This window comes from Micromonospora sp. SCSIO 07396, assembly GCF_053667945.1.
In genome coordinates this window covers 3333109-3348175 of record NZ_CM132210.1, presented here as the reverse complement: position 1 = coordinate 3348175, position 15067 = coordinate 3333109, and the positions used below count along the sequence as shown (strand labels likewise).

The following is a 15067-nucleotide window of genomic DNA, read 5'->3' as shown; positions in this document are numbered from 1 at the left end:
ATGAGCGACACGATCGCCACGCTGCCGGTCGTCGTCGAGAACGACGGCACCGCCCTGACCGAGCTGATCGACCGCCGCCGGGCCGAGCTGCGCGCCACCCTCGTCGCGCACGGCGGGCTGCTGTTCCGCGGCTTCGACGTGGGCGGGGTGGACGGCTTCGACGCGGTGGTACGGGCGTTCTCCGGCGAACCGCTGACCTACACCGAGCGGTCCTCGCCCCGGCACGCCATCAAGGGGAAGGTCTACACCTCGACCGACTACCCGCCGGACGAGGAGATCTTCCTGCACAACGAGAACTCGTACCAGGCGCGCTGGCCGCTGACGCTGTTCTTCTACTGCCTCACCGCGCCGCAGACCCTCGGCGCGACCCCGCTGGCCGACGTGCGCCGGGTGTACGCCGAGATCGACCCGGCGGTCCGCGAGGAGTTCGTCAGGCGGCGCTGGCTGCTGGTGCGCAACTTCCACGCCGACTTCGGCACCCGCTGGCAGGACGTCTTCGGCACCGACGACCGCGCGCAGGTGCAGGCGTACGCCACGGCGAACCGGATCGAGCTGGAGTGGGTGGGCAAGGACGGGCTGCGGACCCGGGCGGTGCGCGACGTGGTGCACCACCGGCCCGGCTCGGACACCCCGCGCTGGTTCAACCACGCCACCTTCTTCCACCTGAGCACCCTGCCGAAGGACTACCAGGAGGGGCTGCTGGCGATGTTCGGCCCCGAGGGGCTGCCGGCGAACACCTACTACGGCGACGGCGGCGAGATTCCCGCCGACGTGCTGGACCACCTGCGGGCCGCGTACCGGGCGGCCAGCGTCCGCTTCGACTACCGGCGCGACGACGTGCTGGTGGTCGACAACATGACCGCCGCGCACGGGCGCGAGCCGTTCACCGGCCCCCGCAAGATCGCCGTCGCGATGGCCGAACCGCACACCCCCGACACCGCTGGAGCGAACTGATGGCCGACACCCGATTCCTGGTCGTGCGCAACGACGAGGAGCAGTACTCGATCTGGGCGGCCGACCGCGACCTGCCCGCCGGCTGGCTCGACGCGGGCTTCACCGGCAGCCGCGAGGAGTGCCTGGCCCACGTCGACGAGGTCTGGACCGACATGCGCCCGCGTTCGGTACGGGAGCAGACGGCATGACCCGCGAGTGGACCTTCCCCGCCTCGTTCGCCCAGGAACGGGTCTGGATCGCCAACCAGCTCGACCCGGCCTCGCCGGTCTACAACGTGTCGGTGCCGTGCCGGCTGCCCGCCGACCTGGACGCCGAGGCGGCGACCGAGGTGTTCGGTCAGGTGGTCGCCCGGCACGAGGCGCTGCGTACCCACCTGCGGGTCGACGACGGCACCCTGGTGCAGGTGGTCCGGGAGCACGAGCCGCCCCGGCTGCCCGTCGACGACCTGCGCGGGCTGACCGAGCCGGAGCGGCTGCGGCGGTCCAACGCGCTGCGCGCCGAGCTGGCCCGGACCCCGATCCCACTGGACGCGCCGCCGCTGTGGCGGGCCCGGCTGATCCGCTTCGACGACGGGTGGACGCTGCTGCTGGTGGTGCACCACGCCGTCTTCGACAGCCACTCGGCGGTGCTGTTCGGTGCCGAGGTCGCCGCGTTCGCGCGGACCGCGTCGACCGGTGTGCCGGCCGCCGTGCCGGAGCTGCCCATCCAGTACGCCGACTTCGCGGTGTGGCAGCGCGACCAGCTCGCCGGCGTGGAACGGGACCGGCAGCTCGCGTTCTGGACCGGGCACCTCGCCGGTGCCCCGAAGGTAACCGGCCTGCCGCTGGACCGGCCCCGCCCGGCGCAGCTCGGCTTCGCCGGTGACGAGGTGCGCTTCGACCTGCCCGCCGGCCTGCTGGACCGGGTCACCCGGCTGGCGGCCGGGTCGGCGGCGACGCCGTACATGGTGCTGCTGGCCGCTTTCGCGGCGCTGCTGTCGCGGATCTCCGGCGACACCGACGTGGTGGTCGGGGTCTCCACCGCCGGCCGGGAGACCGCCGAGCTGACCCCGCTGATCGGCATGTTCGTCAACCCGGTGGCGTTGCGCTGCGACGTCGGCGGCGACCCGCGCTTCACCGACCTGCTCGGCCGGGTCCGCGACGGGCTGGTCGACGCCCTGGAGCACGGGCAGACCCCGTTCCAGGCGATCGTCGAGGCGGTCGCCCCGGAGCGGGACCCGTCGGTGCAGCCGATCTTCCAGACCGCGCTGAACTTCATCCCCGACTCCGGGCTGGACCCGGTGGAGCTGGGCACCACCAAGGACGACCTGGCGTTCGACATCACCACCGGGGAGAGCCGGCTGGTCTACCGGACTGCGCTGTTCGACCGGGTCACCGCCGAGGCGGTGGTGGCCCGCTACGTCCGGCTGCTCGACGCGGCGGTGGCCGACCCGCGCCAGCCGGTCTCCGCGCTGCCGCTGCTCGCCGACGCCGAACGGGACCTGGTGCTCGGCGGCTGGGCCGGGACGGCCACGGCCGGACCGTCGGCCACGGTCGTCGACGAGGTGCAGCGGCAGGTGGCGGCCACGCCGGCGGCCACCGCGCTGGTCTGCGACGATGTCAGCCTCACCTACGCGCAGCTCAACGCCGCCGCGAACCGGCTGGCCCGGGTGCTGGTGGGCCGGGGTGTCGGCCCGGAGTCCCGGGTGGCGTTGGCCCTGCCGCGCGGCCCGGAGCTGCTGGTGGCGATCCTCGCCGTGCTCAAGGCGGGCGGCGCGTACGTGCCGGTGGACACCGGCTACCCGGCGGGCCGGATCGGCTACCTGCTCACCGACGCCGCGCCGGCGCTGGTGCTGGCCGTGACGGAGACCGCCGCCCTGGTGCCGGCCGACGCGCTGCTGGTCGACGGGGTCGCCGGCCCGCACGCCGACAGTGGTGCCGCCGCCGACGGGGCGGACCTCACCGACGCAGACCGGGTCGCCCCGTTGCGCCCGGAGCACCCCGGCTACGTGCTCTACACCTCCGGCTCGACCGGCCGTCCCAAGGGTGTGGTGGTGGAGCACCGGGCGATCGCCGCGTACCTGGCCTGGGCCCGGGACACCTACCCGGGACTGGCCGGCACCGCCCTGCTGCACTCGCCGGTCTCGTTCGACCTGACGGTCACCGGGCTGCTCGGTCCGCTCACCGCCGGGGGCACCGTGCGGCTGGCCGGGATCGACTCCCCGGCGGCGCGGGTGGGTGGCCGGCCGACCTTCCTCAAGGTCACCCCGAGTCACCTGCCGCTGCTGGAGGAGGCCCTGTCGCCCACCACCGACCTGGTGATCGGCGGCGAGGCGCTCACCGGTGAGCAGCTCGCCGACTGGCGGGCCGCGCACCCGGACGTGGCGGTGGTCAACGAGTACGGCCCGACCGAGGCCACCGTCGGCTGCGTCGCCGCCCGGATCGCCCCCGGGCAGCCGGTGCCCGCCGGCCCGGTGTCGATCGGCCGGCCCACCGCCACCAGCCGGGTGTACCTGCTCGACGCGGCGGGGCAGCCGGTCCCACCGGGGGTGGTCGGTGAGCTGTACGTCGCCGGTGACCAGCTCGCCCGGGGATACCTGGGCCGGCCCGGCCTGACCGCCGAGCGGTTCCTGCCCTGCCCGTACGGCCCGCCGGGGCAGCGGATGTACCGCACCGGTGACCTGGCCCGGTGGCGGGCCGACGGCACCCTGGACTACCTGGGCCGCCGCGACGACCAGGTCAAGGTGCGGGGGATGCGCATCGAGCTGGGCGAGATCGAGGCGGCGATGCGGGAGCACCCGGAGGTGCACCAGGCGGCGGTGGCCGTCCGCACCGACTCGGGTGAGCCGACCCTGGTCGGCTATCACGTCGGCACCGCCGAGGAGACGCACCTCGCCGCCGAGCTGGCCCGGGAGCTGCCGGCGCACCTGGTGCCGGCGGCGTTCGTCCGGCTCGACGCGTTGCCGTTGACCCCGAACGGCAAGCTGGACCGGGCCGCGCTGCCCGCCCCGCCGGAGTCCGTCGCCGGGGACGGCTACGTCCCCCCGCGCACCGACGCCGAGACCCTGGTCGCCGAGGTGTACGCCGACATCCTCCAGGTGGAGAAGGTCGGCGCGCTCGACGACTTCTTCGCCCTCGGCGGCAACTCGCTGCGCGGCATGCGGGCGATGGCCCGGATCCGGGCCGAGGTGGACGTCGACCTGCCGATGCGGGCGCTGTTCGGCAGCCCCGTGGTGGCCGACCTGGCCGCCCAGATCGAGGCGCAGATCGCCGCCGAACTGGACGAGCTTTCCGAGACCGAGGTCGCCGCGTTGCTGGCGGCGGAGAAGGACACCCCCACATGACGGACCTGAAGGATTCCCGGGAGGCCGCCCGGGCGGCGTTGATCGCCCAACGGTTACGCCGACGGCAGGCCACGCCCGCCGCCCGCATCACGCCCAGGCCCGAGGGTGTCGAGGTGCCGCTGTCGTACGCCCAGGAGCGGGTCTGGTTCATGGACCAGCTCGCCCCGGGTGAGGCGGCGTACCACATCGCGGTGCCGTTGCGGGTGCGTGGCCCGCTCGACGTCACGGCGCTGCGCGCCGCCCTGGCCGCGCTGACCGCCCGGCACGAGTCGCTGCGCAGCCGGTTCCCCGCCGACGCCGACGGCAAGCCGACCGTGGTGGTCGCCGACGCGGTCGAGGTGCCGTTGACCGTGGTCGACGCCCCGGACGAGCGGGCCGCGCAGGAACTGGTGGAGGCGGCCTCGCTCGCGCCGTTCGACCTGGCGGCCGGGCCGCTGCTGCGGGCCCTGCTGATCCGGCTGGCCGCCGACGACCACGTGCTGTTCCTCAGCAAGCACCACATCGTCGGCGACGGCTGGTCGGTCGACGTGCTGCTGCGCGATCTGATCACCGCCTACCAGGGGGGTGAGCTGCCCACCCTGCCCGTGCAGTACGGCGACTTCGCGGTCTGGGAGGCGCAGGAGCTGGGCGGCCCGGCGGCCCGGTCGCATCTGGACTGGTGGAAGTCCCGGCTGGCCGGGATCACCCCGCTGGAGCTGCCGCTGGACCGTCCCCGCCCGGCCACCCAGACCTACCGGGGCGACTTCGTCGAGTTCCGGCTCGACCCGGCGCAGACGGGACGGCTGACGGCGCTGACCCGGGAGTCCGGTGGCACCCTGTTCATGACCCTGCTCGCCGCCTACCAGGTGTTCCTGGCCCGGCACGCCGGGCAGGAGGACTTCGCGGTCGGCGCGTCGGTGGCCGGCCGGTCGGCCCCGGAGCTGGAGAACGTCGTCGGCATGTTCATCAACATGCTGCCGCTGCGGGCCGAGCTGGGCGGTGACCCGACCTTCACCGAGCTGCTGGAACGCACCAGGCGCAGCGTGCTGGACGGCTTCGAGCACGCCGAGGTGCCGTTCGCGAAGGTGGTCCACGAGTTGGGCCTGCCCCGTGACGTCAGCCGCTCGCCGGTGTTCCAGGCGATGTTCGTGTTGCAGAACTACGAGATGGGCCGGTTCACCGGGGTCTCCGACGCCACCGACGTGACGTTCGACTGGACCCCGATGGAGCTGCGGGCCACCCGGTTCGACTTCGAGCTGCACGCCGTGGAGACCGTCGACGGGCTCTGGGGCAAGCTGGTCTTCAACACCGACCTGTTCGACCGGGACACGGTGACCCGGATGGCCGACCGCTGGTGCACCCTGCTGCGGGCGGTCGCGGCCACCCCGGACGTGCCGGTCTCGGCGGTGGATCTGCTCCCCGCCGACGAGCGGGCGCTGCTGGCGTCCTGGAACGACACCACCGCCGACTTTCCGACCGCCGAGACGCTGCACGGCCCGATCGAGGCGGCCGCGGCGGCCACCCCGGACGCGGTGGCCGTCACCATCGAGGGCGTCTCGACGACGTACGCGCAGCTCAACGCCGCCGCGAACCGGGTGGCGCACCGGCTGCGGGCGGCCGGCGTCGGCCCGGAGACCCTGGTCGGGGTCTGCGCGGAGCGCTCCGTGGAGCTGGTCGCCGGGCTGCTCGGGGTGCTCAAGGCCGGTGGGGCGTACCTGCCGTTGGATCCGGAGTACCCGGCCGACCGGCTGGCGTTCATGCTGACCGACGCGGCAGCGCCGGTGGTGCTGGTGCAGGAGCAGTTGCGTGACGTGCTGCCCACCGTCGACGCGACGGTGCTGGCGCTGGACGACCCGACCCTCTGGGCGGACCAGCCGTCGACCGACCCGACCCCGCTGGCCGGCCCGGAACACCTGGCGTACGTGATCTACACGTCGGGGTCGACGGGTCGCCCGAAGGGCGTGCCGAACACCCACCGGGGCATCGTCAACCGGCTCGACTGGATGCAGAAGACCTATCGGCTCGACGCCGACGACGCGGTGTTGCAGAAGACCCCGGCCAGCTTCGACGTGTCGGTGTGGGAGTTCTTCTGGCCGCTGCGTACCGGGGCCCGGCTGGTGCTGGCCAAGCCCGGCGGGCACAAGGACGCCGGCTACCTGCGTGACGTGCTGGTGGCCGAGCGGGTCACCACCGCCCACTTCGTCCCGTCGATGCTCACGGTGTTCCTGGCCGAGGAGGGGGTGGAGGCGGCCACCGCGCTGCGCCGGGTGATCTGTTCCGGTGAGGAGCTGCCGCTGGCCTCGGCGGTCGACTTCACCGCCCGGCTGCCGCACTGCGCCCTGCACAACCTGTACGGCCCGACCGAGGCGGCGATCGACGTCAGCGCCTGGCACTGCGACCCGGCGCTGCTGGCCGGGTTGACCGGTGTGCCGATCGGTGGGCCGATCGCCAACCTGCGGCTGCACGTGCTCGACCCGGCCGGTCGGGAGTGCCCGGTCGGGGTGGCCGGTGAGCTGCACATCGGCGGGGTGGGCCTGGCCCGCGGCTACCACCTGCGGCCGGCGCTGACCGCCGAACGGTTCGTGCCGGACCCGTTCTCCGGCGAGCCGGGCGCCCGGCTGTACCGCACCGGTGACCTGGCCCGCTGGGTGCCCGACCCGGCGGGGCCGACGACCGGGGCCGACCCGGCCGGGGTGATCGAGTTCCTGGGCCGGATCGACCACCAGGTCAAGCTGCGTGGCCTGCGCATCGAGCTGGGCGAGATCGAGAGCGCCCTGCGCGAGCAGCCCGGGGTGGCCGAGGCGGCGGTGATCGTCCGCGAGGACAGCCCCGGCGACAAGCGGCTCACCGCCTACCTGGTGGGTGCGGCCGAGCATGCCGCGCTGAAGACGGCGCTGAAGGAGACCCTGCCGGAGTACATGGTGCCGGCCGCGTTCGTCACCCTGGACGCGTTGCCGCTGACCCCGAACGGCAAGCTCGACCGCAAGGCGCTGCCCGCGCCGGTGGTCACCCGCGAGGCGTCGGTGGCCCTGGTGGAGCCGCGCGACGACACCGAGCGGCTGCTCGCCGGGATCTGGTCGGAGGTGCTGGGCGTGCCGACGCTCGGCATCGACGACGACTTCTTCGACCTGGGCGGGCACTCGATGCTCGCCACGCAGGTGGTGGCGAAGATCCGCCGGGCCGAGCACGGCGGCCGGGCGGTCGGCGTGATGGACCTGTTCCAGCAGCGCACCATCCGCGAGCTGGCCGCGTTCATGACCGGTGACGCCGAGGCGGCCGGCCCGCGTCGGCTGCTCTACGAGCTGACCAAGCCGATCCCGGCCGGCAGGCGGGTGCTCAGCTACGTCTGCGTCCCGTACGGCGGCGGCAGCGCCATCGTCTACCAGCCGCTGGCCGACGCGCTGCCCGCCGGGCACGCGCTGTGGTCGCTGGCGATCCCCGGCCACGACGTCGGGCTGACCGAGGACGCCCTGCCGTTCGACGAGCTGACCAGCCGGGTGGCCGCCGAGATCGTGGAGCGGATCGAGGGTCCGCTGGCCCTCTACGGCCACTGCGGGGTGGGCAGCGCGATCATCGCCGAGGTGGCCCGCAAGGTGGAGGCCGCCGGGCGGGAGCTGGAGGTCGTCTACATCGGGGCGATGTTCCCGTTCGCCCGCCCGAAGGGCGCGTTCGCGGCGTTGCGTAACCGGCTGGAGCAGTTGAGCAGCAACCGGCACTACGCGAGCTGGCTCAAGAGCATGGGGGTGGACACCGACGAGCTGGAGCCGGAGCAGGCCGACCGGATCATCAGCAACATGCGGGCCGACTCCCGCGCGTCGGAGGAGTACTTCACCGGGCTGCTCGACCGGGGCGCGGAGAAGCTGCGGGCGCCGATCGTCTCGGTGGTCGGCTCCGAGGACCCGGTGACCGACTACCACTCCGAGCGGTACGCGGAGTGGCAGTTCCTCAGCGACACCCTGGGCCTGGTGGTGCTCGACCAGGCCGGGCACTTCTTCCTCAAGTACCGGGCCGACGAGCTGGCCGAGATCGTCACCCAGGTGCACCCGGCCGTGCGGGCCGGGGACGTGACGGCGTTGGGCCCGGCGGTCCGGGGTGAGGACGCCGGCTGGGTGGTCACCGACCATCAGCGCGTCGGCGACACCGACCGGCCGGCCCCGGCGGTGGTGAAGCCGAGCATGGCCCGGTTCGTCGCGGTCACCGCCGGGCAGCTGGTCTCCACCACCGGCTCGGCGTTGACCGCGTTCGCCCTGCCGATCTGGCTGTTCACCCGGACCGGGTCGGTGGCCGACCTGGGCCTGCTGTGGGCGTTGGCGCTGATCTGCGGGGTGCTGATGCTGCCGGTGGCCGGCGCGCTCACCGACCGGGTCAGCAGGCGACGGATCATGATGATCGCCAGCTGCGTGTCCGGCTCCATCCAGCTCGTGTTGGCCGCCCTGCTCTGGACCGACAACCTGGCGCTGTGGCACATCTACGGGCTGGTGGCGTTGAGCCAGGTGGCCGGGTCGTTCCAGCGGATCGCCTTCCAGTCGGCGGTGCCGCAGCTGGTGCCGAAGCGCTACCTCGGGCACGCCATGGGCATCACCCAGCTCTCCAGCGGGTTCGCGATGCTGCTGATGCCGGTCTTCGCGGCCGGTCTGCTCGCCGCGATCGGCCTCAAGGGCATCCTGCTGATCGACGTGGCGAGCTACCTGGTGGCGGTGCTGACGCTGGCCGTGGTCCGCTTCCCCGACCTGCTCGGCTGGCGGCCCCGGGAACGGCTGCTGGTGGCGATCGCCAACGGCCTGCGCTACTCGTGGCGGCACCGGGGCTTCCGGCTGATGCTCGGCTACTTCGCGCTGGGTAACGTCTTCCTGGCCCCGGCGCTGGTGCTCACCACCCCGCTGGTGCTGTCGTTCGGCACCGCCACCCAGGTGGCGCAGGTGGCGCTGGCCGAGGCGATCGGCGCGGTGACCGGCGGGGTGCTGATGTCGCTGTGGGGCGGGCCCCGGCAGCGGCGGATGATCGGGGTGCTGATCGGCAACCTGGGCACCGCCGTCGGCTGTGTGCTGATCGGCCTGGACGCCTCCGTCGTCATGATCGCCTTCGGGGCGTTCTGGCTGGCCATGGCGATGACCACCGCCCAGTCGATCTACGCCACGATCGTCCAGGTGAAGGTGCCGCAGCGGTTCCACGGCCGGGTGTTCAGCCTGAACCAGACGATCTCCTGGTCGACCCTGCCGATCGGTTTCGCGCTGCTCGCCCCGGGTGCGACCGCGCTGTTCGAGCCGATGCTCGCCGACGGCGGGGCGCTCGCCGGTTCGGTGGGCGCGGTGATCGGCACCGGTCCCGGCCGGGGCATCGGCTTCGCGTACGTCTGCTTCGGGTTGGCCCTGGTGCTGATCACGCTCGGCGGGTTCGCGATCCGGACGCTGCGCCGGTTCGACATCGAGGTGCCCGACTCGCTCCCCGACGACCTGATCGGGGCGCAGGAGCGGCAGCGGCGGCTCGCCGAACGGGCGAAGGCCCGCCCGGAGCCGGCGTCGGTGGCCGGCTGACCATCCGCGCGGGCACGACGACACCCGTCGTGCCCGCGCGGCAGCGGGACCCCCGACCGCGGCGGTCCCCGGGGACGGTGCCGCCCCGGGGGCGTACGTCGCGGTCGGGCCTGGTCGCGGCGGCCGGTCCCCGTACGCCGCAATCCGGTGGCGTCGGCCCCTCGACAGTGCCGGCTCCCGGGCGGTGCCGGCCGGGTCAGGTCGCCCCGGTGCCGGTCACCAGGACTCGACCGGGTCGGCGAGGTCGGTGTCCGCCGGCTCCCGGGGCTCGGCCACCCAGGCGGAGAAGACCGGCAGCCCGTGCCACGGCCCCGGTTCGCCGTCGCGGCGGTCGGTGGCCACCGCCAGCACCGCGTACGGGTGCCCGAACCGCAACTCGACGCTGCGGCGTACGCCCTGCGGCGGGAGGCTGGTCAGGGCGAACGCCCCGGTCACGGCGGCGGCCTCGAAGCCGTACCGGCCGTAGTCGGCCACCACCGCCTGCCGGGCCTCGACGCCCACGTCGACGCCGAGCAGCCCACCCAGCGCCCGCCCCACCGCCGCGAACCCCAGCCCGGGGGCGGTCAGGTCGTGCTCGTCGCGGGCCGACCAGCAGGGCAGCACCGCCCGGTGCCGTTCCTCCCGGCCGTCGCGGGCGGCGGTGCGTACCGGCTCCTCACGCAGGGTGCCGAGGGGACCCGTGCCCAGCGGCAGGTCGAACAGCGACCGGCGGGCCGGCTCGCCGTCGACCGCCGCGCCGGCCAGCGCGTAGCCGGCGGCGAGCACGTCGGCCGGCGGGACCGCCGGGTCGGCGAGCACCGAGAGCACCACCAGGCCGGCCCCGTCGCGTTCCACCGCACCGGCGGCGTGCACGGCGACGTCACCGGCCGGCCCGGTCGCCGCGATCCAGGCCCGGTGCCCGTGCTCCGGGCTGCGCAACGCCCGGGTCAGCCGCCCGGCCCAGCCGCCGCCCGACCCGGCCGGTCCGTGCCCCTGGTCCGGCCCGTGCCCCGCGCCCGGCCGGTGGGCGGGCCCGTCGTCCGGTAGGGCCGCCTCGCGGGGGGCGTCGGGGCCGAGTGCCGTGCCGGGCACCAGGTCGAACGGGGTGGCCCAGGAGATCCGGGTGGCCAGGGCGCTGGCCAGCGCCAGTAGCACCCGGGGGGAGACGGTCAGCGGGAACCTGTCGATCAGCCCGAGGGTGTGCTCACGGGCCCAGGCGTCCAGGCCCGCCCGGTCGGGCAGCGGGCCGGTGGCGGTGCTCCGGGGCAGCCCGTCCCACCAGCCGGCCAGCGGGCCGGGGTCCGTGCCGGGCCGGTGCCAGACGGCGGTGGCCGACGGCACCAGCGGGTGCGGCCGGTCCAGCAGCGTGGCGGCGGCCCGCGCGGCGACCGCCCCGTCGACACCGAGCACCTCGGTCAGTTCGGCCTGTTGTGCGCCGGTGGCGGCCGGTGCGGCGAGCGCCAGCAGCAGCCAGGCCCCGAGCGGGGAGGCGACGTGGTGCCGGTCGCCGAGGTCGGCGTGCAGCCGGGCGGCGTACCGGGCCAGCGGGTCGTACGGGAGCGTCGTCATGCCCCCACTGTGCCCACCGGGCGGGCCGGTGGCACCCCGGTCAGGACCAGAGTTCGAACGGTTCGTCGATCCGTTCGCCAGCCAGGAACGCGGTGAGCAGCGCGGGCAGTCGACCCGGGTAGAACCGGGCGGTGCTGGTCACGATCTCCTCGGCCGGCCACCAGCGGAACCCGAAGTAGTCCTCCACCTCGTAGTCGAGCCGGTCCGCGCCGTCGACGTCCGGCGCGGCGGCGTCGAGGCGTACGGTCAGCACCACCTCGTCCTGGACGTGGCGCAACCGGCGGTGGATGAAGCTGGCCCGCCGTCGCCAGGTCGGCGGGCCGAGCTGCGCGGCGGTGACCACGAAGCCGGTCTCCTCCCGCAGCTCCCGCAGAGCCGTCTGCGGGTACGTCTCACCGGGGTCGACGCCCCCGCCGGGCAGCTCCCACCAGGTGCCCAGCCGGGGATGTTCCGGGTCACGGGTGTGGAACAGCAGGATCAGGCCGTCCCGGTCGCGGACCACCAGCCGGACGGCGGTGCGTTCGACCACCGGCAGGTCCCGGGGCAGTTCGGTCATGGGCCTCCCTCGACGGGGCACCGGCCGGGCGGCGGCGGTGCGACGATGGCGATCATGGTGGAGCTCTTCGGTGCGGTGGCGGACGACTACGACGAGATCCGGCCGGGCTATCCGGCCGCCCTCGCCCCGACCATCCTCGCCTATCACGGCGGACCCCCGTCCCGGCTGGTCGAGGTCGGAGCGGGCACCGGCCTGGCCACCGCGCTGCTGCGCGACCTGGTCGCCCCGGACGCAGCGGCCCACCCGGCGCGGGTGACCTGCGTCGAGCCGGACCCGCGGATGGCGGCGGTGCTGTCCGCCCGGTTCCCCGACGTCGAGGTCGTCCTCGCCCGGTTCGAGCAGTGGTCGCCGCCCCCGGCCGGGGTGCCCCTGCTGGCCTGCGCGTTGGCCTGGCACTGGCTCGACCCGGGCACCCGCAACCGGCGGGCCCACGACGCGCTGACCCCCGGCGGCACCCTGGCCGTCTTCGCCCACCGCTACGACTACGTCGACCCGGCCCAGTCGGCGGCGATCCGGGCGGCGTTCGAGTCGGTGGACCCGGTGCCGCACCACGACCGGCCGGAGGACTGGTTCCACGCCGACATCACCGACAGCGGGCTGTTCACCGACGTCCGGTCGGTGGCGTTGCGCCGGGCGGTGCCGCTGACCACGGCGCAGTACCAGCGGCTGGTCGGCACCTTCTCGCCGCAGTTGCGCCGGCCACCGCGGTTGCGGGAGCGGGTCGTCGAGGCGATCGGCGGTGCGGTCGACGGTTTCGGCGGCACGGTCACCCTCGACCTGCGGACCACGCTGGTGCTGGCCCGCCGACCCGGCTGAGAAAAAGTCGTCGGGTGGTCGTGTCGATCCGGCCGGGTGCCCGTTCGACCTGGGGGTGAGAGGGTCGAACGGCGACCCGGTAGCGAGGAGCGACGATGGCCAAGTACATGCTGATCATGCGGAACACCGACGATTCCCTGGCGGCGATGATGAAGATCCCCTTCGAGGAGATGCTGGAGACGATGGGGCGGTTCAACGACGAGTTGATCCGCGCGGGCGTACTGGTCGCCGCCGAGGGCCTGGAGGACCCGGCGCAGGGCGTGGTGGTCGACTACAGCGGGGAGACCCCGGTCGTCACCGACGGCCCGTACGGCGAGACGAAGGAGCTGTTCGGCGGCTTCTACCTGCTCGATGTGGCGTCCAAGGACGAGGCCGTCGAGTGGGCCCGGCGGATGCCGGCGCTGCCCGGCAGCAAGTGCGAGGTGCGCCGGGTCCCCGGTATCGACGAGTTCCCGCAGGACAACGAGTTCATCGTCCGGGAGCGGGCGTGGCGCGAGCGGACCGGCCAGCTCTGAGCACGGTGCCCACCGACGACCCGCCGGGTGCCGAGTCGGCCCGGCGGGCCGTCGAGGCGCTCTGGCGTATCGAGTCGGCCCGGATCGTCGGCGCGCTGGCCCGGTACACCGGCGACTTCGCGCTCGCCGAGGACGTCGCCCAGGAGGCGGTGGCGCAGGCCCTGGTCGGTTGGGCGCGTGACGGGGTGCCGGCGAACCCGGTGGGGTGGCTGCTCACCACCGCCCGGCGGCGCGCGGTCGACGCGTTCCGCCGTCGGGCCGCGCTCGACGACCGGTACGCGGTGCTCGCCGGCCAGCTCGCCGGTCCGGTGTCCGGGGCCGGGGAACTGCCGTGGGACCCGGACCGGGTCGACGACGACGTGCTGGCGCTGATGTTCGTGGCCTGCCATCCGGTGCTCGCGCCGCCGGCCCGGCTGGCGTTGACGCTGCGGGTGGTCGGCGGCCTGTCCAGCGAGGAGATCGCGCGGGCGCTGCTGGTGCCGGTGCCCACCGTGCAGGCGCGGATCACCCGGGCCAAGAAGGTGATCGCCGCCGCGCGGGTGCCGTTCGCGCTGCCGGAGCCACCGCAGCGGCGGGAACGCCTCGGCGCGGTCCTGGGCGTGCTCTACGTGATCTTCACCGAGGGGTCGACGGCGACGACCGGTGACGACCTGCTCCGCCCCGACCTGGCGTACGAGGCGATCCGGCTGTGCCGGATGTTGGCCGCGCTGCTGCCCGGCGAGCCGGAGGTGCACGGCCTGCTCGCCCTGTGCGAGCTGACCGCCGCCCGGTTCCCGGCCCGGGTCGACGCCGACGGCGAGGCGGTGCTGCTGGCGGACCAGGACCGGCGGCGGTGGGACCGGTCGGCGATCCGTCGGGGGACGGCCGCGCTGCGCCGGGCCATGGCGTCGGGGCGTGGCCTCGGGCCGTACGGGTTGCAGGCGTCGATCGCCGCCTGCCACGCCGCCGCCCCCTCGGTGGAGCGCACCGACTGGGCCCGGGTGGTGCTGCTCTACGAGGCGTTGGGCCGGGTGGCGCCGTCGCCGGTGGTCGAGCTGAACCGGGCGGTGGCAGTGGCGATGGCCGACGGGCCGCAGCCGGCGCTGGCCGTGGTGGACGAGGTCGCCGCCACCGGCCGTCTCGCCGGGTCGCACCTGCTGCCCGGCGTCCGGGGTGAGCTGCTCGCCCGGCTCGGCCGGACCGCCGAGGCGCGGGCCGAGTTGGAGTTCGCCGCCAGGCTGTGCCGCAACGTGCGGGAACGGGCGGTGCTGCTGCGCCGGGCGGACGGCCTCGACGGGTGATCCGGCCCGGCTGGCGGTAGGCTGCCCGCCGTGGCAGGTCTGTTGAGGAACGTGGCGTCCCGGTTGAGCCGGGTGACCGGCGCGCAGCGCGCCACCCCAGGTCCGATCCCGGCGCAGCTGGCCCGGCGGCGTCAGGTCAGCGCCCTGCAACGGCGGGAGCTGTCGTACGCCCCGGAGCCGGACGGACAGGCCGACCCGGGGGAGATCGTCTGGACCTGGGTGCCCTACGAGGACGACCCGAAGCAGGGCAAGGACCGTCCGGTGCTGGTGGTCGGCCGGTCCAGCCGCACCCTGTTCGGGTTGATGCTGTCCAGCCAGAGCGAGCGGGACGGCCAGCGGCACTGGCTGGCGCTGGGCCCGGGGGAGTGGGACCGGGAGGCCCGCCCGAGCTGGGTACGGCTGGACCGGGTGCTCACCATGCGCGAGGACGGCATCCGCCGCGAGGGCGCGGTGCTGGACCGGGGGCGTTTCGACCGGGTCGGGCAGGCGCTGCGGGCCGGCTACGGCTGGCGCTGACCCGTCCCGTCATGCCGTCACGTCGTGGCGCGGTGCCGCCTCGGCCG

General features: G+C 74.5%; 10 protein-coding genes. 8 read left to right on the top strand and 2 right to left on the bottom strand.

The window, feature by feature from the left end; translation table 11 throughout:
• The 4 genes from ACWCHM_RS14405 to ACWCHM_RS14390 are packed head-to-tail and all read left to right on the top strand — an operon-like array spanning position 1 to position 9789.
• Positions 1-954: a TauD/TfdA family dioxygenase gene (locus ACWCHM_RS14405; protein ID WP_281898224.1), complete on the top strand. Its 954-nt coding sequence runs from the start codon at positions 1-3 to the stop codon at positions 952-954.
• A complete protein-coding gene (locus ACWCHM_RS14400) occupies positions 954-1142 on the top strand; it encodes an MbtH family protein (protein ID WP_204961086.1) in 189 nt (62 codons plus the stop codon). The genes ACWCHM_RS14405 and ACWCHM_RS14400 overlap by 1 nt, the downstream gene beginning before the upstream one ends.
• The gene (locus ACWCHM_RS14395) at positions 1139-4276 is read left to right on the top strand and encodes a non-ribosomal peptide synthetase (protein ID WP_454222726.1); all 3138 of its coding nucleotides are present in this window, start codon (positions 1139-1141) and stop codon (positions 4274-4276) included. Before ACWCHM_RS14400 ends, ACWCHM_RS14395 begins: the two co-directional genes overlap by 4 nt.
• Positions 4273-9789 carry a non-ribosomal peptide synthetase/MFS transporter gene (locus tag ACWCHM_RS14390; protein ID WP_454222724.1) on the top strand — a complete coding sequence of 1839 codons (5517 nt, stop codon included), beginning with the start codon at positions 4273-4275 and terminating at the stop codon, positions 9787-9789. Before ACWCHM_RS14395 ends, ACWCHM_RS14390 begins: the two co-directional genes overlap by 4 nt.
• Before the next feature lie 216 nt (positions 9790-10005).
• Here the strand turns inward: ACWCHM_RS14390 and ACWCHM_RS14385 are convergent, their stop codons facing one another.
• Both ACWCHM_RS14385 and ACWCHM_RS14380 read right to left on the bottom strand, forming a co-directional pair.
• Complete coding sequence (locus ACWCHM_RS14385) at positions 10006-11337, bottom strand: hypothetical protein (RefSeq protein WP_454222723.1); 1332 nt, start codon at positions 11335-11337, stop codon at positions 10006-10008.
• Positions 11338-11377: 40 nt separating this feature from the next.
• Positions 11378-11893, bottom strand: a complete 516-nt coding sequence (locus tag ACWCHM_RS14380) for an NUDIX hydrolase (RefSeq protein ID WP_454222722.1) — start codon at positions 11891-11893, stop codon at positions 11378-11380.
• Positions 11894-11947: 54 nt separating this feature from the next.
• On the opposite strand from ACWCHM_RS14380, the gene ACWCHM_RS14375 reads away from it, so the two are divergent.
• The 4 genes from ACWCHM_RS14375 to ACWCHM_RS14360 all read left to right on the top strand — a co-directional run bounded on the left by ACWCHM_RS14375 (position 11948) and on the right by ACWCHM_RS14360 (position 15020).
• On the top strand, positions 11948-12709 hold the full coding sequence (locus ACWCHM_RS14375) for a class I SAM-dependent methyltransferase (RefSeq protein ID WP_454222721.1): 762 nt from the start codon (positions 11948-11950) through the stop codon (positions 12707-12709).
• A gap of 95 nt (positions 12710-12804) precedes the next feature.
• Positions 12805-13224: a YciI family protein gene (locus ACWCHM_RS14370; protein ID WP_204961092.1), complete on the top strand. Its 420-nt coding sequence runs from the start codon at positions 12805-12807 to the stop codon at positions 13222-13224.
• Positions 13225-13229: 5 nt separating this feature from the next.
• Positions 13230-14504: an RNA polymerase sigma factor gene (locus tag ACWCHM_RS14365; protein ID WP_454223083.1), complete on the top strand. Its 1275-nt coding sequence runs from the start codon at positions 13230-13232 to the stop codon at positions 14502-14504.
• 30 nt (positions 14505-14534) lie between these two features.
• Complete coding sequence (locus ACWCHM_RS14360) at positions 14535-15020, top strand: type II toxin-antitoxin system PemK/MazF family toxin (protein WP_204961093.1); 486 nt, start codon at positions 14535-14537, stop codon at positions 15018-15020.
• Positions 15021-15067: the final 47 nt, after the last annotated feature.

Bases quoted from the DNA above. Each gene is read 5' to 3' on its own strand.
- ACWCHM_RS14385 (WP_454222723.1), bottom strand. From the start codon at position 11,337: ATGACGACGCTCCCGTACGACCCGCTGGCCCGGTACGCCGCCCGGCTG.
- ACWCHM_RS14370 (WP_204961092.1), top strand. From the start codon at position 12,805: ATGGCCAAGTACATGCTGATCATGCGGAACACCGACGATTCCCTGGCG.
- ACWCHM_RS14405 (WP_281898224.1), top strand. From the start codon at position 1: ATGAGCGACACGATCGCCACGCTGCCGGTCGTCGTCGAGAACGACGGC.
- ACWCHM_RS14375 (WP_454222721.1), top strand. From the start codon at position 11,948: ATGGTGGAGCTCTTCGGTGCGGTGGCGGACGACTACGACGAGATCCGG.
- ACWCHM_RS14380 (WP_454222722.1), bottom strand. From the start codon at position 11,893: ATGACCGAACTGCCCCGGGACCTGCCGGTGGTCGAACGCACCGCCGTC.
- ACWCHM_RS14395 (WP_454222726.1), top strand. From the start codon at position 1,139: ATGACCCGCGAGTGGACCTTCCCCGCCTCGTTCGCCCAGGAACGGGTC.
- ACWCHM_RS14400 (WP_204961086.1), top strand. From the start codon at position 954: ATGGCCGACACCCGATTCCTGGTCGTGCGCAACGACGAGGAGCAGTAC.
- ACWCHM_RS14390 (WP_454222724.1), top strand. From the start codon at position 4,273: ATGACGGACCTGAAGGATTCCCGGGAGGCCGCCCGGGCGGCGTTGATC.